The 20,545-nt window shown below is 64.0% G+C and carries 14 protein-coding genes; 11 read left to right on the forward strand and 3 right to left on the reverse strand.

The features are described 5' to 3' along the window. Positions 1 to 51 precede the first annotated feature (51 nt). Complete coding sequence (tssH, locus tag QCE62_RS24290) at positions 52 to 2,754, reverse strand: type VI secretion system ATPase TssH (protein WP_309924023.1); 2,703 nt, start codon at positions 2,752 to 2,754, stop codon at positions 52 to 54. A gap of 798 nt (positions 2,755 to 3,552) precedes the next feature. Between tssH and QCE62_RS24295 the strand changes: the two genes are divergently transcribed. The 5 genes from QCE62_RS24295 to QCE62_RS24315 are packed head-to-tail and all read left to right on the forward strand — an operon-like array spanning position 3,553 to position 8,645. Then, positions 3,553 to 4,041: a TagK domain-containing protein gene (locus QCE62_RS24295; protein ID WP_309924025.1), complete on the forward strand. Its 489-nt coding sequence runs from the start codon at positions 3,553 to 3,555 to the stop codon at positions 4,039 to 4,041. Continuing rightward, entirely contained in the window at positions 4,038 to 4,556 is a 519-nt protein-coding gene (gene tssE, locus QCE62_RS24300) for a type VI secretion system baseplate subunit TssE (RefSeq protein ID WP_309924027.1), read from the forward strand. The genes QCE62_RS24295 and tssE overlap by 4 nt, the downstream gene beginning before the upstream one ends. A 53-nt stretch (positions 4,557 to 4,609) precedes the next feature. Beyond that, positions 4,610 to 6,505 (forward strand): type VI secretion system baseplate subunit TssF, encoded by a 1,896-nt coding sequence (gene tssF / locus QCE62_RS24305; protein WP_309924029.1) that lies wholly within the window; start codon positions 4,610 to 4,612, stop codon positions 6,503 to 6,505. Then, positions 6,505 to 7,611 carry a type VI secretion system baseplate subunit TssG gene (gene tssG / locus QCE62_RS24310; RefSeq protein ID WP_309924031.1) on the forward strand — a complete coding sequence of 369 codons (1,107 nt, stop codon included), beginning with the start codon at positions 6,505 to 6,507 and terminating at the stop codon, positions 7,609 to 7,611. Before tssF ends, tssG begins: the two co-directional genes overlap by 1 nt. Next, the gene (locus tag QCE62_RS24315; protein WP_309924034.1) at positions 7,608 to 8,645 is read left to right on the forward strand and encodes a type VI secretion system ImpA family N-terminal domain-containing protein; all 1,038 of its coding nucleotides are present in this window, start codon (positions 7,608 to 7,610) and stop codon (positions 8,643 to 8,645) included. The genes tssG and QCE62_RS24315 overlap by 4 nt, the downstream gene beginning before the upstream one ends. Positions 8,646 to 8,674: 29 nt before the next feature. Here the strand turns inward: QCE62_RS24315 and QCE62_RS24320 are convergent, their stop codons facing one another. Together QCE62_RS24320 and QCE62_RS24325 are read right to left on the reverse strand one after the other, a co-directional pair. After that, entirely contained in the window at positions 8,675 to 9,079 is a 405-nt protein-coding gene (locus tag QCE62_RS24320) for a hypothetical protein (protein ID WP_309924036.1), read from the reverse strand. Further along, positions 9,076 to 10,491 (reverse strand): GMC oxidoreductase, encoded by a 1,416-nt coding sequence (locus QCE62_RS24325; RefSeq protein ID WP_309924037.1) that lies wholly within the window; start codon positions 10,489 to 10,491, stop codon positions 9,076 to 9,078. Before QCE62_RS24325 ends, QCE62_RS24320 begins: the two co-directional genes overlap by 4 nt. Positions 10,492 to 10,895: 404 nt before the next feature. Between QCE62_RS24325 and QCE62_RS24330 the strand changes: the two genes are divergently transcribed. The 6 genes from QCE62_RS24330 (at position 10,896) to rfbB (ending at position 20,536) form a co-directional block, all read left to right on the forward strand. Continuing rightward, positions 10,896 to 11,744 (forward strand): ABC transporter permease, encoded by an 849-nt coding sequence (locus QCE62_RS24330; RefSeq protein WP_309924039.1) that lies wholly within the window; start codon positions 10,896 to 10,898, stop codon positions 11,742 to 11,744. A 40-nt stretch (positions 11,745 to 11,784) separates the two neighbouring features. Next, on the forward strand, positions 11,785 to 12,888 hold the full coding sequence (gene wecB, locus QCE62_RS24335) for a non-hydrolyzing UDP-N-acetylglucosamine 2-epimerase (RefSeq protein ID WP_309816352.1): 1,104 nt from the start codon (positions 11,785 to 11,787) through the stop codon (positions 12,886 to 12,888). 179 nt (positions 12,889 to 13,067) lie between these two features. After that, the gene (locus QCE62_RS24340; RefSeq protein ID WP_309924041.1) at positions 13,068 to 14,507 is read left to right on the forward strand and encodes an ABC transporter ATP-binding protein; all 1,440 of its coding nucleotides are present in this window, start codon (positions 13,068 to 13,070) and stop codon (positions 14,505 to 14,507) included. Then, complete coding sequence (locus QCE62_RS24345) at positions 14,504 to 17,752, forward strand: glycosyltransferase (RefSeq protein ID WP_309924043.1); 3,249 nt, start codon at positions 14,504 to 14,506, stop codon at positions 17,750 to 17,752. The genes QCE62_RS24340 and QCE62_RS24345 overlap by 4 nt, the downstream gene beginning before the upstream one ends. Before the next feature lie 191 nt (positions 17,753 to 17,943). Beyond that, the gene (locus QCE62_RS24350; protein WP_309924045.1) at positions 17,944 to 19,326 is read left to right on the forward strand and encodes a hypothetical protein; all 1,383 of its coding nucleotides are present in this window, start codon (positions 17,944 to 17,946) and stop codon (positions 19,324 to 19,326) included. Positions 19,327 to 19,474: 148 nt separating this feature from the next. Beyond that, a complete protein-coding gene (gene rfbB, locus QCE62_RS24355; protein WP_309924048.1) occupies positions 19,475 to 20,536 on the forward strand; it encodes a dTDP-glucose 4,6-dehydratase in 1,062 nt (353 codons plus the stop codon). The last annotated feature ends 9 nt before the right edge of the window (positions 20,537 to 20,545 follow it).

The following is a 20,545-nucleotide window of genomic DNA, read 5'->3' on the forward strand; positions in this document are numbered from 1 at the left end:
GCCTCCGTGATCTGAAAAGCGGGGAATTGGTGATGAGAGAGTGAGCGCCAACTAGAGAACGACGTCTGCGGCATGCGACGGTGGCGACGGCTCGGTGAGCGCGAAGACGATGGCCGCGGCAGGGTCGAGCAGCGGATCGCCGACGTCGGCATCGATCCGCGTGATCGGCCGCTGCGCTGCCATTGCGTCAAGCCACAGCCCGGACAGACGCGGCAGCACATGTTTTTCGATGAAGCCGATGAGCACCCGCGCACCTGTTTCCTGCACCAGGCAGCGGCTGACGATGTAATCCGCCAGGCGTTCGCTGCACACGAGCGAGATGCCGTGGCCTTCCGCCATGCGGCGTACGACGCGATTCAGATGCAGCCTCACGATGACGGCAAGCGATGCCTGCGCGAGCGGGCGGTAGGGCACGACGGTCACGCGGCCGAGAAATGCGGGCGGGAAGGTCTTCAGCATTTCGGGCGTGAGCGCTGCCTGCAACGTGTCCTGATCGGGCGCAAGCGCGGGGTCCGCGCACAGGCTCGCGATGCGTTCCGCGCCGGCGTTGCTCGTGAGCAGGATGGTGGTGTTGCGGAAGTCGATATGGCGCCCGTCCGCGTCTTCCATGTAGCCCTTGTCGAACACCTGGAAGAACATCTCGTGCACGTCGCGATGCGCCTTCTCGATCTCGTCAAGCAAGAGCACCGCGTAGGGACGGCGCCGCACCGCCTCGGTCAGTACGCCGCCCTCGCCGGACCCGACATAACCCGGCGGCGCACCCTTGAGACCCGAGACGCTGTGCGCTTCCTGATACTCGCTCATGTTGATGGTGATGAGATTCTGCTCACCGCCATACAGCGCTTCGGCCAGCGCCAGCGCCGTTTCCGTCTTGCCGACGCCCGATGGCCCGGCGAGCAGGAATACGCCCACCGGCTTGTGGGGATCGGCGAGCCCGGCGCGCGCGGTCTGGATGCGTTCTCCGATCAGCGCAAGCGACGCAGGCTGACCGATCACGCGCGCCGCCAGCGTGCCGGACAACGCGCGGATGGCCATGATCTCGTCGGTGACCATGCGGCCCACGGGAATGCCGGTCCAGTCCGCAACGACGGCGGCCACGACGGCTTCGTTCACCTCCGGAAACACGAGTGGCGTTTCGCCTTGCAGTACGTGCAGGCCCTGTTCGAGCTGGCGAAGTTCGGCGGGCGTGGGACGAGACCTGGCCGCTGCAAGGTCGGGGACTGGTGTCAACGCCGCTTCGCGGGCACTGACGAGCGCTTCCGCCGCGGCGGACTGCGCCTGCCAGTGCGCCTCGAGCGCGCCTTGCTCGGTCAGCAGGGTATCGATGCGGGCGCGGGCCTCTTGCATGGCGCGTCCCGGCTCCAGGCCGATGCGCGCCTCTTGTTCGAGCAGGTCGAGTTCGACTCGCGCCGCCTGCAAGCGCTCAGTCAGTTGCAGGAGTTCACGCGGCGGCGCTTGCTGTGAGAGCGCAACGCGCACACAGGCGGTATCCAGCAGGCTGATTGCCTTGTCGGGCAGCTGGCGAGACGGGATATACCGGTGCGAAAGCCGGACCGATGCCCGGATCGCCTCGTCGCGCACGATCACGCGATGATGGCGCGCGAACATCCCGGCCAGCCCGCGCACCATCTCGATCGCCGCGGCTTCGTGCGGTTCGGCGATTTGCAGGACCTGAAAGCGCCGCGTGAGCGCCGGGTCCTTTTCGATATGACGCTTGTACTCCGCCCACGTAGTCGCGCCGATGATCCGCACCGCACCGCGCGCAAGGGCGGGCTTGAGCAGATTGGCCGCGTCGCCGGTGCCGGCCTGGCCGCCCGCGCCGACGAGCGTATGAATCTCGTCGACGAACAGGATGACCGGCGCCGGCGATTTGCTTGCCGCTTCGAGCACGCCCTTGAGGCGGGCTTCGAATTCGCCCTTCATGCTGGCGCCCGCCAGCAGCGCGCCGACGTCGAGCGACAGCAAACGGACATCGGCGAGCACCCGTGGCACGTCGCCGCTTGCGATGGCCAGCGCGAATCCTTCCACCACGGCGGTCTTGCCGACGCCGGCCTCGCCGGTCAGCAACGGATGATTTTGCCGCCGGCGCAGCAGGACATCGGTCAGCGTGCGGATTTCCTGATCGCGGCCGCTGATGGCGTCGATCTCGCCGCTGCGCGCGAGCGCCGTGAGGTCGGTGCAATATTGTTCGAGCACGCCTTCAGGCGTTGCGCTCACGGCTCGGGACGCCTCACCCGGCAGCGCCGGATCGAAGGCGCTGCCGTCGTAGGGCAGGTCGGCGGCTTCGGGCGAACCGGCAGCCCATGAGGCAAAGGTTTCGTCGAGGTTCTCGGAGGGAAGACGCATGAACTCCCGCGATACTGCCAGCAGCTCCCGTCGCAATTCCGGTGTGCCCGCGAGCGCGGCCAGCAGCCATGCGCCGCGAATGCGCCGCTCGTTGCGCCCGAGCGACGCGATCACCCAGGCGCGTTCGACTGCCATCTCGACGGGATGCGAGAAATCGCTGATGGAACTCGCGCCCCCCGGAAGTGAGCGCAGTGTGCGCACCAGATCCTGTTCCAGCGTTTCGTACTCGATGCCGGCATGCCGCACGATGCGATGCAGGTCGCTGTCGGTCAGCTGAAGCAATTGATGAATCCAGTGCGCCAGTTCCACATAGGGATTGCCGCGCAACTTGCAGAACGTGGCCGCGGACTCAATGCCGCGAAACAGCGTCACGCCCAACTTTCCGAATAACGTCTGGCGAGAAATCATTTTCGTACGCGCGCCTGATTCACGCCCATGAATATGCATTCAGGGGGTGCGTTGAGTTTGTGTTTTATTCCGGGCCCGAATGAAAGCAGATGCTGATGCAATCCTCTTTTCTTTTTCGGAATCGATGTTATGAAGCCAATCATGGATTTCGATTCTCTAAACGTCAAGCGGGCTTCGTGACTCTACTTATCCCAGATATTCAAATGTCAAAAGGCAGTAGATTCGCCGGAAAAGCCATTTTCAGATACATTTAATATTTAAAATCAATGTGGTATTTATGTACTGCCATGCTGCGCGCAGGCCCTGCCCAGAGGCGAAGGCGGCCAGGCTTGCTTGAGTAAAATCCTAATCCGCAGATTTTCCTATTACTAAATCGTACAAAAAATCACAATCGAACGTAGCCGAAGATTCTGATTACGCTGAATCAAGGTGTGAAGGTATGGACAGGCATAATCAATTCATGCGCTAATTCCCTCAATCAGGATCAGGCTGGATTAAAAGCCTGTTCAGGCTAGTTTTAACCCGCGGTATTTTCGCGGGCATCGAGGCGCGCCACTCTGGCGGCGAACGTGTGAGGGTTATCGAATGCTGTTTGAATCAATCTTCAAGCGTCGTTTTTCCATGCGCGAATGCGTGGAGCCGACGTTATCCGCCGCGCCTTCGTCTTCATTCCTTCGGGTGGACGCAGGCCCTTTCGTCCCGATTCGCAAGGACGCCGACCTCAACGCGGCGCGCCAGGGCGCACGCGCGAGTCCCACACCTTCCGCGAGTCTTGATGCAGACGCACTGATCGCCGCCTTGCACACGGGCTATTACGAGGCACTCCACTCGGCCGGTAGTCAGGCGGGCAGCGCATGGGAGGCGGCGGAGTCAGTGGCTGATCGCGATGATCAGGAAGGCGCGTCGTCCGAAAGCAGCAGCGCAGACGAAGGGATCGGTTCGGAATCAATCAGTGTGTTTCTGGGTGAGGCGCAGCGCGTCGAAGACGCTTTTGGCCCCTTGGGCGACAGCCTCGCGTCAGGCGGCGTGGACATGAGCATTCCGCCCACGCCAGAAATCCTGCGGCTCTTCGCGCCGGCCGAGCATCCGGCCGACCCCGCCGGCCATGCTCAAACGCCGCCGCGCCGCTTCACGGCGCCGCCCGCGCTTGCGCGCCGCGAGCATCATGCACTCGCCCTCGACAGCTGGTTGCCCGACCTTCACGCCGGGACGGAGCGGGATACCGCGCGCACCGTCAGCGAAGCCGGCGCGCGCACGCCGGACCTGAATGGCGAGCATCCGGCATGAGCGAAGTCAGGTTGCCGCGTCGGGCGGAAAGCCATCTGCTGCCCACGCTGATCGATCGCCTGCGCGACGACGCGCCGCAACGTCAGAAAGAGGTGCCTGGCGAATACACGGTGACGCGCGCGCAACTCCGCGACATTATCCAGCGCGACCTTGCCTACCTGCTGAACGCGACCAGCGCCGGGCCGTTGATCGACGCCGTGCGGCATCCGCATGTCGCGGCCTCCACGGTCAATTTCGGCGTGCCGCCGCTGGCGGGCGCGTACGTCGCGTCGGGTCGATGGGCGGAGATCGAGAAGGCGGTCAGTCTGGCCATCGTGCGCTTCGAACCGCGCCTGATACCCGAGTCGCTGCGCATCGTGCCGCGTGTGCAGGGTGAGCGTCTTGCACGGCATGGCGAAGTCGCCTTCGAGATTCATGGTCTGGTGCGGGCCGAGCCGTATCCGCTCGAATTCATGGTGCAGAGTTCGCTTTGCCTGGAATCGAGCCGCCTGCTGGCCTGCCCGAAGCAAGCCTGAGACTGCCCCGGACCGCATCGAACCGAACCGACCGAACCAGCACCGAACGCCGCATGGACCCGCGACTCCTCGATTACTACAACCAGGAACTGATCTACCTGCGTGAGAGCGCAGGGGAATTCGCGCAGGCTCATCCGAAGATCGCGCGGCGCCTCGGGCTGCAATCCGGCGAAATGACCGATCCTTACGTGGAGCGCCTGATCGAGTCCTTCTGCTTCATGTCCGCGCGCATGCGCCTCAAGCTCGACGCGGAATTCCCCCGCTTTACCCAGCGCCTGCTCGAGGTCATCTACCCGAACTATGTGTCGCCAACACCGTCGATGGCTGTCGTGCAGATCCATCCGTCCGATACCGCCGGCGCTCTGAACGACGGACCTGTATTACCTCGCGGCACGACGTTGAAGACCCGCGAGGCTGATGGAGAAGCCACGTGCTGTACGTTCCGCACGAGCCAGGACGTGGCCCTGTATCCGCTGGAGATCGTGGATGCGCGGCTGACCGGCGTTCCGCCCGATATCCCGCGGCTCGACCGGTTCGTGCCCGGCCAGGCGCAGATTCGCGGCGCGCTGCGTCTGCGCCTCCGCACCACGGACCAATCGAACATCGCTACTCTGACCAAGCTGGACCGCCTGCCGGTCTACCTGGCGGGCGACGAAACCGTGGCGTCGCATCTGTTCGAACTCGTGCACGCGGCGGGCATCGTGTCGATCGTCGGCGAACCGGGACACTTCGGCGACGCGAGCCAGCCATTCGCCGCAGTTCAGACGAACGCCGTGGTGCACGAAGGACTCGGACTCGATCAGGGACTGCTGCCGCTCACGTGGTCGAAATTTCATGGCCATAACCTCCTGCACGAATACTTCGCGTGCCCCAGTCGCTTCCTGTCCTTCACGCTGACCGGCCTGACGGAAGGGCTCGCCCGGACGCGCGGACAGGAAGCCGAAATCGTCGTGCTGCTCGACCGGGCATTCGACCAGTTGAACAATCTCGTCGACGCGGCGCGCTTCGCGCTCTTCTGCACGCCCGTCGTCAATCTGTTCCTCGACAGGCTTGACCGCGTCGACATCTCGGCGGCCAACACCGAAATCCATCTGGTGCCGAAGCGGCAAGCCCCGCTCGACTACGAGGTCCATTCCGTCGAGCGCGTTTATGGGCGTCCGCCGGAGTCTTCAACCCGGTTCGAATTCCGGCCGCTCTATCAGACGCTCAACCACGACGAAGGCAATCACGGACGCTATTTTTCCGTGCGCCGCGAACGGCGCCTGCTGTCGGACCGGACCCGGCGCTATGGCACGCGCACGTCCTATATCGGCAGCGAGACCTTCGTTTCGCTCGTGGATCAGCAGGAGGCGCCCTACCACGAAAACCTGCGGATTCTCGAAGCCGACGCCTGGCTCACCAACCGTGACCTGCCCCTGCTCATACCGCGCAACGGCGTCAACGACTTCACGCCGCTCGAGGACGGCAGTGCGCCGGTCAAGAGCATCGGCCTGATCCGGCGGCCCAGCGCGCCGCGTCCGCCTTGCGCGGAAGGCGAGATCGCCTGGCGGCTGATCCGCCAGTTGAACTTCAATTACCTGCCGCTCGAGGAAATCGATCACCGGCCGGGAGGGCAAGGCCTGCGCGACATGCTCAGGCTCTTTCTGGGCAGCCACGACGTCGAACAGCACCGGCAGGTGGAGAGTCTCATCGGCGTGAAGACGAACGCCGTCACGCGCAAGCTGCCCGGCAGCGGACCGCTCGTATTCGGACGCGGCATCGAATGTTGTCTGACGGTGGACGAAAGCGGGTTTTCCGGAGCCAGTCCTTATCTGTTCGGCCTGATCCTCGAGCACTACCTCGCGCGTCACGTGTCCATCAACTCGTTCACGCAAACGGAGCTGGTGTCGATGCAGCGCGGCCGCATCATGCGCTGGCCGGTCCGCATGGGCACGCGCGGGGTGGCGTGATGGAGCGCAGACCGTCCACGATGCTGTTGCGCGAATCGGCCCTGTCGGCGGCGCTGCTCGAACGCCTTCAGAACGAGCCTTGGCGCTTCGGCTTTCTCGCGCTGGTGCGCCGGATCAGCGCGGACGCGCGCATTCATCCGGTCGGCACCGCGGCGCGTCCGGGCGCCGAGCCGTTCCGGCTGGGACAGCAGCCCAGCCTGGCGTTCGCACCGCGCGAGATCGCGAGCGTCGGTGAAATCGACGGCCGCCTGCATCTCCGTCTGTTCGGACTCGGCATGCTCGGGCCGAACGGACCGTTACCCATTCATGTCACCGAGATCGCGCGTGAACGCGAAGAAGCCCGGCGCGACTCCACCCTGAGCCGGTTCCTCGACATCTTTCACCATCGCTATCTGACGCTGCTGTATCGCGCGTGGAGCACGGCGCAGGCAGCGGCCGGGCTGGATCGCGCGGACGACGAAAGCTTCTCGTTCTATGTGGCGTGCCTGACCGGACAGGCGCGCGGCGAGATTGCCGGGCGACGCTGGCCCGCGCACGCGCAACTGGCCGCTTCCGCCAATCTGGTGCGGGAGGCGCGCAACCCCGACGGACTGCGCATGACAATCGAACATTACTTCGGCGTGCCGGTGAGTCTCGACGAATACGTGTTCCACTGGGTCAAGGTCGCGCGCGAGGAGCAGACCCGGCTGGGCCTGCCGGGCCCCGCGTCGGTGATGGGTGACGGCGCCATGCTCGGCGAACAGGCGCCAGACCGGCAGTTCCGCTTCCGCATCGTGATCGGGCCGGTGGGGATCGATGAATATCTGCGCTTCACCCCGCGCGGCGCGGCCTTGCCGGAACTCGTCGATATCGTGCGCAGCTTCGTGGGCCGGGAGTTCCAGTGGGAACTCGTGCTGCGCATCAGGGCGGACAGTGCGCCCTGCGCGCAAATTGGCGGGACCGAGCAACTGGGCTGGTCGGGCTGGCTCGGTTCCTCGGCGGACGGTACGCCCGTCACCGGGATGCGCTTCGATCCCGAAGACTATGCCGGTCAGACCGAGCCGAACATCGCGGCTAAGCACGATGAGTCAGTGCGGAGCGGTTCGGCGATCGGGAGAAGATCATGAGCAAGAAGCGCGGCTCGACGCCGCAGCCGGACACGCAAGATGACTGGATGACGCCGCTCGACCCCGCCGCGCCGTGTGGCGTGGACCTCGAATACGACCCCGAATGCGTCGTGCTGTTCGCTCAGGCGGTGGCGCGCGCCGATGCCCAGTACGGCGACTTCGTCGGCACGGCGGATCCCGTGAACTGGAGCGAGGTCGAACGCGATTGCCGCCGGCTCATGCAGCGCAGCAAGGATATCCGTCTGGCCATCCTGTTCACGCGTTGCCGCACGCGGCTCGCGGGCGGGCAGGGACTGGCGGACGGACTGGGTGTGCTGTCGGCGTGGCTGTCATCGTATGCCGACACGATTCATCCGCAACAGGGCGTGGATGAAGACCGGGACGCCGCGCAGGAGATCCGCATGAACGCGTTGCAAACGCTGACCGATACGAACGGTCTGCTTGCCGATGTGCGGAATATCGCGTTGATGCGCTCGTCGGCGGCGCGTCTGCAGGTACGCGACGTCGAGCGCGCCTTTGCGCAGCCGAGACCGAATGACGCGTTGTCGGCGCAGTCCGTGAAGCAACAATTGCGCGACCTGCGCATCCGGCAGCCCGAAACGCTCGCGGGTTTCGATCTGGCGCTCCACAGTCTTGGCCTCATCGATGCCTGGAACCGCGAGCAACTGGGCGCATTCGCAGCCGATCTCGTGCCCTTGAAACGCGTGCTCGAACGCGTCGTGGGCGAGGGGCCAGTGGAGCGGGCGGTGGTGGAACTCGAAGAACCTGAGGAAGCGGAAAAACTTGAGCAGGCGTCAAGCCCGGCAAACTCGTCGCCACTACCCGACGACCCGCACGTTGAAAGCACCTTGCCCGGACGCGACGCCGCGCTGCACGCCATTCGCGACGCCCGTCACTGGTTCGAAGCGCATGAGCCCAGCAGCCCGATCCCCGTGTTGTTGCGCCGCGCGGAACGGTTCGTCGGCAAGCGCTATGGGGAAGCCGTCAAGGCTATCCCCGCTGCCGTGCTTGCGGAGTGGGAGGCTGAGCCGTGACCCGATCGGCATCAGCGCCCAACCGGTCCTCAGCAAGCCGCGCGGAAGCGGTCGGCGGTCAGCGCGCCGCTCGACAAGCCCATCAGCAGCATCTCGGTCTGCGTCACGGAAACGCCCGCCTTCTCGACGAACCGGTTCTGCCGCATGTCACCGCTGACCGACGCCGCCACGGCGGAGCGGAGCGCGGCATCGCCGGCATCGCCCGACTGGGTTCCGAGCGAGGCGAGCAGGGTCTTGGCGGCGGGCGCGAGCGGCTCCCATTGCAGCTCGGCCGTCCATTCCGGCACGGATGCGATGTTCTGTTTGGCGAAGGTCACGAGCCGGTCGATCGACGCGCCTTGCGCGCTCGAACATGATCCGGCCTCGTTGCGGCACGCGGCAAGCGACAGACCGAGAGCCGGCAGTACGGCAATGAAGCGACGGCGAGAGATCATATTTGCTTTTGCTGGGAGGCGAGGTGGTCGCCCAGGCGGATCGCCAGGGCAACGATGGTGTAGGTCGGATTGGCGAAACCGCCGGTCGGGAACACGGAGCTGCCGGCCATGAAGACGTTGTCGACGCCGAACACGCGGCAGTCCGCATCGACCACGCCCTTGTCCGGCGTTTGCGCCATGCGCGTGGTGCCGTGCAGGTGGCCCACCGCGACGATCGACGCCTCCGTGGTCGGCGAAACCCACGCGTGCGCGCCGTTTGCCATCAGCCACGTCTTCGCGGCATCGACAATCTTCTTCTGCGCAGTCAGGTCGAGCGTCAGGTGACCGTCGTTCTTGCGCTTGAGCGTGTCGTCGTCGAGCACCGAAAAGTCTTTCGAATGCACCGTCTGCTCCATGCCGAGCGTGGCAATGTAGACGGCCGGCTCGACGCCGTAGATCGCCTTGTAGTTCCTGGCGATCGCCGCTTCACGGCTGTCGAGCTTGTCCGCCGGGACCGCCGAGAGCTGGAAGTTGAAATCAGTGAGCTTGTTCTTGACGAGGAAGTCCGCTGTGGGCATCAGCGAGATGAACGACGACGACTGGTATTGCTTCTTCGTCAGTTCCTGCGCCAGTTCCGGCGCGAACAGGATTTTCGCGAGCGAATAGCAATGCGGATGCTCGAAGAAGTACCTGCCGACATTCGCGGACGTGGCATCGGACACGCCCAGTTCGGCGGCTGAGCGCGCCAGCAGCCGCGCGTTGCCCACCGCGCCCGCAGCCAGCACGATGGCCTTGCCGCACTTGAGCGTGCGCGCTTCGCCGCCCACCGACAGTTCCAGCGCTTCCGCGTGGCCGTGGCGGCCCTTGATCGACAGCACCGTCACGCCTTGCACCAGCGTGATCTTCGGCGACTTCTCGATGTGCTCGCTGAAGTCCTTGCCGTAGCGCACCGGCGGCGAGAACCGGAAGGCCTTGACGTTCAGCTGATCGAAGCCGCTCACCGGAATGGCGTCGACGAGCGAGGCCTCGTAGTCGGGAATCTTGAGCCACGTGCCCGCGCGGCCATAGAACGGCGTGAGGTCCGCGCGCTTCAGCGGCCACTGGGGATAGTCCGCGATGTCCGTGCGCGACATCGACATCTCGCGCATGGTCGTGCACCAGCCACCCCAAACGTTTGATCCGCCGCCCAGTTGACGGCGAATGTGCAGCTGGGCATAGGAGTCGGCGACACCGTAGTCCGCGCCCTTGAAGCCGTCCGTCAGGACGTTCCATTGTTCCGTCTTGCTGGCCTCGCCCGATTCGAGCAGGACGCTCGGAACACCACGCTCTTCCAGCGCGTAGGCCACGGCGAGCGCGGCGGGGCCGGAGCCGACAATCACGACTTGAGACTGCAATGCACCAGAGCTGGCCAATTCCGTAAAGGCAGTGAGCACGTTTGATTCCGTTGATGTGACGGCTTGTTTCGAGCAGACTCGCTGCGTTCTACGAAACGAGCAAGTCGAAATCACCGCCGAGGAAAAAAGTGCGCACATTCTGCCATAACGATTCCGCTACCCGAATAACCGATCCTTGCCGAACCCGTTAATCGGTTCAGGTCAGGGTCGTGCGGACGGCACGGGCCAACACCTCTGCCCATGAACAAGGTAGCGGGTGGAGTGCGGCACACGACTCACGTATATTACGGGCAGCCGTGTTTGAGTTCGTGACCCGCTGGACGGCAACACGCTCCTATAGAATGAAGTAAGAACAAGTTACTCATAATTGTTGTTTTTGTTACCGAAATGCAGGCCATGCGGTAACAATAGCCACATCGAAACTGAAGGATGAATCGCCACACATGAGCGTCACTTATCGACATGACGGCCGCGATGAAGGTCGCAAGCGCGCGCACTTCAGCACTTTGTTTGCCGTGCCATGGCGAAATCGCCGGCTGATCTATGAATTGACCAAGCGGGACATTCTGGGCCGCTATCGCGGCTCCGTGATGGGCCTCGCATGGTCCATCGTGCAGCCGCTTATCATGCTCGCCATGTACACGGTGGTTTTCGGCACGCTGCTGAAGTCGCGCTGGCCCGGAACCACGGACAGTTTTCAATTCGCCGTCATTTTGTTTTCGGGGCTCATGCTGTTCAACTTCTTCGCGGAATGTCTGAATCGGGCGCCGACCATCATTACGTCGAATCCCAACTATGTGACGAAACTGATTTTCCCGCTCGAAATCCTGCCGTGGATTTCCGTGGCGTCCGCTGCGTTTCATCTGCTGATGAGCATCGTCGTGTGGGTCGCGTTCGCGTTGTATGTGTATGGCCGCATTCACTGGACCATCGTATTTCTTCCGGTGGTTTTCATCCCGCTCGCGATAGTAAGCGCAGGCGTAGGCTGGTTGTTTGCCGCCACCGGCGTGTATATCCGCGACCTTACTTATGTGACCGGTCTGCTTTCGTCGATGCTGATGTTTCTTTCGCCCATTTTCTATTCGCTGGATAATCTCTCGCCTGCTTTCCGCACGCTGATTCTCGCCAATCCGCTGACGTTCATCGTCGAGCAGACGCGGGTCGTGCTGGTGAAGGGCGACCTGCCGGATTTCATGGGCATCGGCCTGTATCTGGTGGGAAGCGTCGTCTTCGCCTGGCTGTGCCTGGCCTGGTTCCAGAAAGCGCGCGAAGGTTTCGCGGACGTCCTCTAGTCTGTCATCACATTCAACACCTGGTTTTTACGGAATCGTCGTGAACAAACGCAAGATCTTAGTCACTGTCGGGACGCGTCCCGAAGCCGTCAAGATGGCGCCGCTCATCGGGCGGCTGCAGAAGGAAGACTGGGCCGAGTGCCGCGTGCTCGCCACCGCCCAGCATCGCGGCATGCTGGACCAGGTGCTCGACCTGTTCAAGATCCACGCCGATGTGGATCTCGACATCATGCAGCCCAACCAGTCGCTGCCCGAACTGACTTCGCGGCTCATCACGCGGCTCGACCAGGTTCTCGAAGTGGAAAAGCCGGACGTCCTGCTGGCGCAAGGCGACACCACGACCGTGCTCACGGCCGCGCTCGCGTGCTTCTACCGGCGCATTCCGTTCGGCCACGTCGAAGCGGGACTGCGCACCGGCGACCTGGACAATCCGTTCCCGGAAGAGATGAACCGCGTCGTCGCGAGCCGGCTGGCGCGCTGGCATTTCGCGCCGACGCAAAGCTCGCGCCAGAATCTGCTGCGCGAGGGCGTGGACGACGCCTCGATCTTCGTGACCGGCAACACCGTGATCGACGCGCTGCTCGACGTGGCCAGCCGCTGCGACGGCGAGGCGCCTTATCAGGGCGAGCGCCGCCTGATCCTGGTGACGTCGCATCGCCGCGAGAATTTCGGTGAAGGCTTCCGGAACATCCTGCGCGCGATCAAGGCGGTCGCGGATGCCAACGAGGACACACACATCCTCTATCCGGTGCATCCGAATCCCAACGTGCGCGATCCGGCGTACGAACACCTCGGCGGCCATCCGCGCATCACGCTGTGCGAGCCGCTGTCGTACCTGCCGTTCGTCGCGGCGATGAAGCAGGCTTACCTGATCCTGACCGACTCGGGCGGCGTGCAGGAAGAAGCGCCCGCGCTGGGCAAGCCGGTGCTGGTCATGCGCCGCGAGACCGAGCGTCCGGAAGCCGTCGAGCATGAAGTGGTGAAGCTGGTGGGTACGGACTATGACGAGATCGTCTCGAGCGTGCAGCGCCTGCTCGACGACCCGGCCGAGTACAAGCGCATGGCGCGCGGCGTGTCGCCTTATGGCGACGGGCTGGCGTCGGGGCGTATCGTCGATGTCCTCAAGCAGTATTTCGGAGCGTAAGCGCATGGCAGACGTATCCGGGTGGTTTGGCAGGGCGAAGGCGGCCGTGCGTCTGGACGTTCGCCGCGCGGCGCGTCACGACGCTGACGGCTCGCCGGCAGGACATGCTTTCATCCTGCGCGGCGGCTGTGTGCCTGCCGCGCGTTCGACACGGAATGGCGATGTTTTCTGATCCGGGCATGAATCGCCCCCATCCTGACAGGCAGGACGAGATCGCCATTCGTGTCGAGAGCCTTTCCAAGCGTTTCGCCGTCTACGAGACGCCGCTCGAACGGCTGAAGCATCTCGTCATGCCGAAGCGCAAGAAAGGCTGGAGCGAATTCTGGGCGCTGGACAATGTCGACCTGAAGATCGGGCGGGGCGATACGGTCGCCATCATCGGCCGCAATGGTTCGGGCAAATCCACGCTGCTGCAGATCTTGTGTGGCACGCTCACCGGCACGTCCGGCAGCGTAGAGGTGAATGGCCGCATTGCGGCGCTGCTCGAACTGGGCGCGGGGTTCAACATCGAGTTCACCGGCCGCGAGAACGTCTATGTGAACGGCGCGGTGCTCGGGCTGTCGCGTGAGCAGATCGATACGCGTTTTGCGGATATCGAGGCATTCGCCGAAATCGGCGAGTTCATCGACCAGCCGGTCAAGACCTATTCCAGCGGCATGTACGTGCGGCTTGCTTTCGCCGTGGCCATTCACGTCGATCCGCAGATCCTGATCGTGGACGAAGCGCTGGCCGTCGGCGATTCGCGCTTCCAGGCCAAGTGTCTGAACCGCATCAAGGCGATGCAGAAGGACGGCGTCACCATCCTGTTCGTCTCGCATGACGTCGGCGCGGTGCGCACGCTCTGCGAGCACGCGCTGTGGCTGGATCACGGCAAGGTGCGCATGTACGGCGACGCGTTCTCGGTCACGGCGCAGTACAACCAGTTCCTGTTCGAGAAGGACGACGAGGAGACGCCGACGCCGAAGCTGACGCACGAGGCGCCCGCCGGCGAGCCCGAGGCTGAAGGCGAAGCCGAGGCCACTGCGGCAGCGGACGGCACGCCTGCTCAAGCAGAAGCCGACGCACAAGCCGAAACGCAAGCCACCGAGCCCGAACCCGAACCCGAACCCGAGCAGGACAGCGCAGTCGGGCTGATGGCCAAGCATCGGCCGATCAACCATTGGGGCAGTCATGTCGGCTGCATTACCGGCGTGGGCATGTACCACGCGAACGGCGAGCGGCTCTCCACGGTCAACGCGCTCGACGAGATGGAGATTCGCGTGCGCGTGACGCCGCCCGCGACGGCGGACCGCTCGACCATGAGCGTCGCGTTCTCGCTGAAGGACCTGCGCGGCACGGACCTGATCGTTTCCACCACGTGGGACCAGGGCTCGATGGACTTCACGCAGGCCGGCGAGACGGTGCTGGTGCGCTTCAAGCTGACCAACCGGCTCAACGCAGGCAATTACCTGCTGGCGGTGGCGCTCGAAGATCGCGCCAGCGTCCTGCCGCAATACTACGAATACATAGAAGGCGCGCATTACTTCACGTCGATGACCGAGCACAGGGTGTATGGCACCTTCGTCGCCGACGTCGAACAGGTCATGGAAGCGCAATCCGGACGGCGAGTCTACGCATGAGCGATCAAAACGGCATCAACAGCAACGAGTACTGGGACAAGCGTTTCGAAACCGACTGGGACAAGCTCGGCGGCCGCGAGCAGAGCCGCTTTTTCGCGCGCGTCGCGGTAGAGGCGCTGCCTGCCTGGTTCGTGCAGAAGGTCCGGCACGAGAAGCTGCGCGTATGCGATTTCGGTTGCGCGGAAGGCGACGGCACGGACGTGCTCGCGCAGGTGCTGGCGTGGGACATGACGGGCATCGACTTCTCGCAGCCCGCCATCGAGAGCGCGAACACGATGTACCACAGTGCGCGTTTCTCGCACGAGAACCTGCTGGATCGCCCGGATCGTCCGGCGTTCGACGTCATGTTCTCGTCGAATACGCTCGAGCACTTCGCGCGTCCCTGGGACGTGTTCGACGCCATTTCGAACTACGCGACGAAGTATGTCGTGCTGCTGCTGCCTTACCGTGAGTTCGACCGTCATTCCGAGCACGAAGTGACGTTCGATGCGCCGAACATTCCGCTCGCGCCGAAGGCCGGCTGGACGCTCGTGTACGAGTCGGTCGCGGATACGCGTCTGCACGAGCCGAGCTTCTGGCCGGGCTTCCAGATCCTGCTGATCTATGCGCGCAACGAGGAGGTCGCCGCGCTGCAGATGACGATGTCCGATGCGCGCATCAACGGCTCGGCCAGCGCGGACCATACCCTTGCCGAACTGCGCGCGGAACAGCAGCGCATGCGCGAGGTCGAGGCGCAGTCCGCCGCCGACAAGGCCCGCGCGGAGGAAGCGGTGGCGCAGCTGGACGCCGTGAAAGCCGAGGCGCGCGATGCACAGCTTGGCGTGGCGCATGCGGCGACGCATCTGGCCACGCTCACGCAGCGCTGCGACGTGCTGCGCGAGCGGCTTCAGACGGCTACCGAAGAACACGGGGCCCAGATCGGCGCTTTCGAGCGCATGCATCGGGACAACCTGAAGGAGCTGGATGCCGCCGCTCAGCGCGCGGCCACGGTCGCGAACGAGCTGACCGACTACATTCACTATCTGCGGCAACGCGAGCACACGCTGCAGAGCGAACTGAACCTGATCCACAAGAGCCGTAGCTGGCGCTGGACTTCATTGGCGCGTCAGGTGCAGGTGTGGCTGCGCCGCCGCATGAGCGACGTCAATTACGCCTACACGCACGGCGGCGTGCTGGACACGGCGCAGCGCATGTTCGCCTATGTGCCGAAGCATCTGCGGCGGCGTGCCGGTGCGGACGCGGCGCCTGCGCCGGTTGCATCGGCCGCGCCGGTTGAAGCCGCTGCTCCGGTGGTCGCGGAAGCCGTGACGCCGGTCACCGTGATTCCGCCGAAGCTGCCGAGACAACGTCCCGACGCCCAGGCCGACGTCTTCGTCTTCAGCATCATCGACTGGCACTTCCGGATTCAGCGCCCGCAGCATCTGTCGCGCGAACTCGCGCAGGCGGGCCATCGGGTGTTCTTCTTCACGAACTATTTCGAGGATGCGGACGAGCCGGGTTTCTCGGTCGAACGGCTGGACGAAGCCTTGCCGCTCTTCCAGATCAAGCTGAAGGTCAAGGGCGCGCCGCAGATCTACTTCTCGCCGCCCGACGAAGACGCGCTCAACCAGATGCGCACGGGCATGCGGCTGTTCACGGAGTGGACCGGCACCGATCATTCGTGGTCGATCATCCAGCATGCCTTCTGGTATCCGCTCGCGACGAGCCTGCAATCCGACGACCTGCTGTACGACTGCATGGATCACCATGAAGGCTTCGGCAATGTCTCGCCGGAACTGATCGAGGTCGAGAACCGGCTGATGCACAACGCGGACCTGCTGATCGCCACCTCGTCGTTCCTGGAGAAGGAAGCGCGCGAACGCAATCCGCGCGTGGCGGTAATCCGCAATGCCTGCCAGTACAGCGACTTCTGCAACGCGCCCGCCGAACGCTTCGTCGATCCCCAAGGCCGGCGGATCATCGGCTACTACGGTGCGATCGCCGACTGGTTCGACGCGGATCTGGTCGCGCAAGTCGCCGAGTCCTTCCCGGATGCACTCGTCCTGCTGGTCGGCGCGGACACGGCTGGCGTGCGCGAGCGTCTCGCGGGCTACGACAACGTGCAGATGACGGGCGAGGTGCGTTATACCGAGCTGCCGTACTACCTGTACGCCTTCGATGTCTGCATGATGCCGTTCCAGGTGATCCCGCTCACGCTGGCGACCAACCCCGTCAAGATCTACGAATACCTGGCGGCAGGGCGGCCGGTGGTGTCGGTGGATCTGCCGGAAATGGCGCAGTTCGGCGAACTGGTGCGCACGGCGACTACCTACGACGGTTTCGTCGATCAGCTGCGCGCCGCGCTGGCGGCGTTGCCTGATTCGAAGGCGGTCGTCGCGCGCCGCAAGGCCTTCTCCGCGGGACAGACCTGGGCGCATCGCGTCAACGACATCCGCCGCGCCGTGGAAACCCTGCCGCGCCCCACGGTGAGCGCCATCGTGCTGACCTACAACAACATCCATCTGACGATGGACTGTCTCGAGAGTCTGGTGCGCAACACGGCCGGCGTGGATCTGGAGATCGTCGCGGTCGACAACGCCTCCAGCGACGGCTCGCGCGCCTACCTGACCGCGTGGGCCGCGGCGCACTCGAACGTCAAGCTGATCCTGAACGACAAGAACCTCGGCTTCGCGGGCGGCAACAACGTCGGGCTGGCCGCGGCGACGGGCGACTACCTCACGATCCTGAACAACGATACGGTCGTCACGCGCGGCTGGGCACGGCGGCTCGTCAATCATCTGCGCCACCATCCGGAGATCGGGATCATCGGGCCGGTGACCAACAATATCGGCAACGAGGCGCGCCTGACGACGCACTATCGCGGCATCGACGAGATGCACATCGAAGCCCGTTCGCTCACGGAGCCTTACCGGGGCGAGTGGTTCGAACTGAGCGTGGCCGCGTTCTTCTGCGTGATGATGCCGCGCAGCACGTATGAGCGTTGCGGGCCGATCAGCGAGGACTACGGCATCGGCTTTTATGAAGACGACGACTATTGCCGGCTGGTGGAATCGGCGGGGCTGCGTGTGGCCTGCGCGGAAGACGTGTTCGTGCATCACTATCTCTCCGCGTCCTTCAACAAGCTCGGCGAGGAGCGAAAGCTCGCCTTGCTCGCGACGAACCGCGCGGTCTATGAGGCGAAGTGGGGCACGTGGATGCCGCACAAGTCGCGCGAGCGGTCCAGGGTCGAGGGGGCGGCGGTCTGATCGCGCATAGCGCGGGTTCGAGGCGGCTCGGCCGCTTGTGCAACCTGCCGGAGGCCGGCACCGCGCGCGCCGGCCTGGCGCTTGATTCATGTCTTTCGCGGGCGTTCAGCCATTCCTTTTTCGGGAACGGCGCACGCCCGCGCACATCCGGCGCGCGCTGACGCGCCAGTCATCAGAACGGAGTTTTAAACATGCAGGTCTGGTCCCGCACGGCCTCGGGAGAAGGGCGCGTCAACTTGCCCTTGATGATCGCCGTCGCGTTCGTTGCTTTCTTCATGACGGCGTTCTATGTGTCATACGCACACGCCGCCTGGTTCTTCCAGGACGACTTTGGCTTCCTCGAGCGTTATGCAGCAGTGGTCAAGCTCCCGGAGATGTGGCGCTTCACCAACTTCGGCCGCTTCATCACGCGCAACGTCTACTGGCACTACGGCCAGCAGCTCTTCGCACTGGACGCGCTGTATTTCTATCTCTTCAATCTCTTCTGCATCGGCGTGACCAGCGTGCTGGCCGGGCTGATCGTCACGCGCGGTCATGACCGGTTCGCGGGCGTCGTCGCGGGCCTGTTCTACTACGCATTGCCCGCGACCGCCGCTTCTTACGTGTGGCTGTCGAACTCGCAGCATCTGATCGGCCATCTGTTCGTGATGCTGTTCGTCTACCTGTTCATCAGCCATACGCCGTCCGCCGATGGCCGCACGCGCTTCGGCACCGTCCTCGCGCTGCTGGTCGTCCTGATGCTTGGCTACATGTCGAACATCTTCATGTGCATGGCGGTCAGCCTGCCCGTCTGGATGCTCGCCACGGATGCGAAGCACCGGCGGGACTGGCGCAACTATGTGGTGCCGCTGGTGGGCATCGCATTGTTCGTCGTGTTCTTTCTGAAGCTGAAGGCGCAGCAGTCGGATGTGTATGCCACGTCGTACAAGCTTTCGGTTCTCTGGGAGAACGCCGCCTACTATTTCTACGGCAACGCGTCGCGCGTCGTGTGGGTGATCGTGGTGGTCGCGGGTGCGGCGAGTTCATGGGCCAAAGGCAGGCTGCTCACGGCATGGCTGTTCCTGGCCTCGTTCGCGTTCTTCCTGCCTTTCGCGTTCCTGGTTCACCAGCACTACACGCAGTACGGCGAACTCGCGCAACTGTTCTTCCTGATGGCCGTCCTGTGCGCGCTGCACGAGCTGCTGCCGGCGCGGGGTGTGAATCTTGCACGCTGGATCGGGGTGGCGGCGCTGCTGTTCATCTTCGGCGCGGCGTTCCGCGAACCGATCGCCTATTTCAGCCGCGAGCCTTATGGCGCGACCGTGCGTGCGGACGTCGAAGCGCTGCGCAACTACGACCGCGCTCATCCGCAAGTCTCGGTGTATTGCTTCCGTCCGAGCCAGGCGACGGTCAATACATCGGGCGTAAAGACCTGGGATATTCCAGGCGAATGGTGGTTCTCGGGCTTCGGCACGGCCTATACCGTGTTCGTGAATCACAACAAGATCTTCAGGCTCGCGTCCGGGCCGGAAGCGCCCGCATGCGACGTTACGCTGGTGCTCGAGAACGGACACGTGCAGATTCCCGCGAACTGATGCTGCGCGGACCAGGACAAGCGTCCGTCGCACGGTGCGCGGTAACATATAATCCAGCGCGCCAGAACGGTGCTCCGCTAGGCGGAAAGCGCAAGGCGTGCATGGCATGGCAGTTCAAACAGAAGCTAGTGGAAGAAGAGAGGGCATCATGATTCTGGTCACGGGCGGCGCGGGATTCATCGGCGCCAATTTCGTTGTCGACTGGCTCGCGCAGACGGATGAGCCCGTGCTGAACGTCGACAAGCTGACGTACGCCGGCAATCTCAAGACGCTCGAATCCCTCTGGAACGACACCCGTCACGTGTTCGCGCGCGCGGATATCTGCGATCGCGCGGCCATCGACGAGCTGCTGGCCCGGCACACGCCGCGCGCCATCCTGCATTTCGCGGCGGAGAGTCACGTGGATCGCTCGATTCACGGGCCCGCCGATTTCGTGCAGACCAATGTGGTCGGCACCTTCACCTTGCTCGAAGCGGCGCGCCTGTACTGGAGCAAGCTGCCCGAAGCCGACAAGCAGGCCTTCCGTTTCCTGCACGTCTCGACCGACGAAGTCTTCGGTTCGCTCTCGGCCACGGACCCGCAGTTCTCCGAGACCACGCCGTATGCGCCGAACAGTCCGTACTCGGCCACGAAGGCGGGGTCGGACCATCTGGTGCGCGCGTATCATCACACCTACGGCCTGCCGGTGCTCACGACCAACTGCTCGAACAACTACGGTCCGTTCCAGTTCCCCGAGAAGCTGATTCCGTTGATGATCGCCAATGCGCTCGGCGGCAAGCCGTTGCCGGTGTATGGCGACGGCCAGAACGTGCGCGATTGGCTGTACGTGGGCGACCACTGCGCGGCGATCCGTGAAGTGCTTGCGCGCGGCGTGCCGGGCGAAACGTATAACGTCGGCGGCTGGAACGAGAAGAAGAATCTCGATGTCGTGCATACGCTGTGCGACCTGCTCGACCGGGCGCGGCCCAAGTCGGGCGGTTCGTATCGCGACCAGATCACCTATGTGAAGGATCGCCCGGGCCATGACCGGCGCTATGCCATCGACGCGCGCAAGCTCGAACGCGAACTCGGCTGGAAGCCTGCGGAGACCTTCGAGACCGGCCTCGCGAAGACGGTGCAGTGGTATCTGGACAACCAGGTGTGGTCCGACGAAGTCGCTTCCGGCGAGTACCGGAAATGGGTGGAAACCAACTACGCGCAGCGCGCGTGAGGGAACTGA

Origin of the sequence: Caballeronia sp. LZ033 (assembly GCF_031451265.1) — a bacterium.
Classification (GTDB): Bacteria; Pseudomonadota; Gammaproteobacteria; order Burkholderiales; family Burkholderiaceae; genus Caballeronia.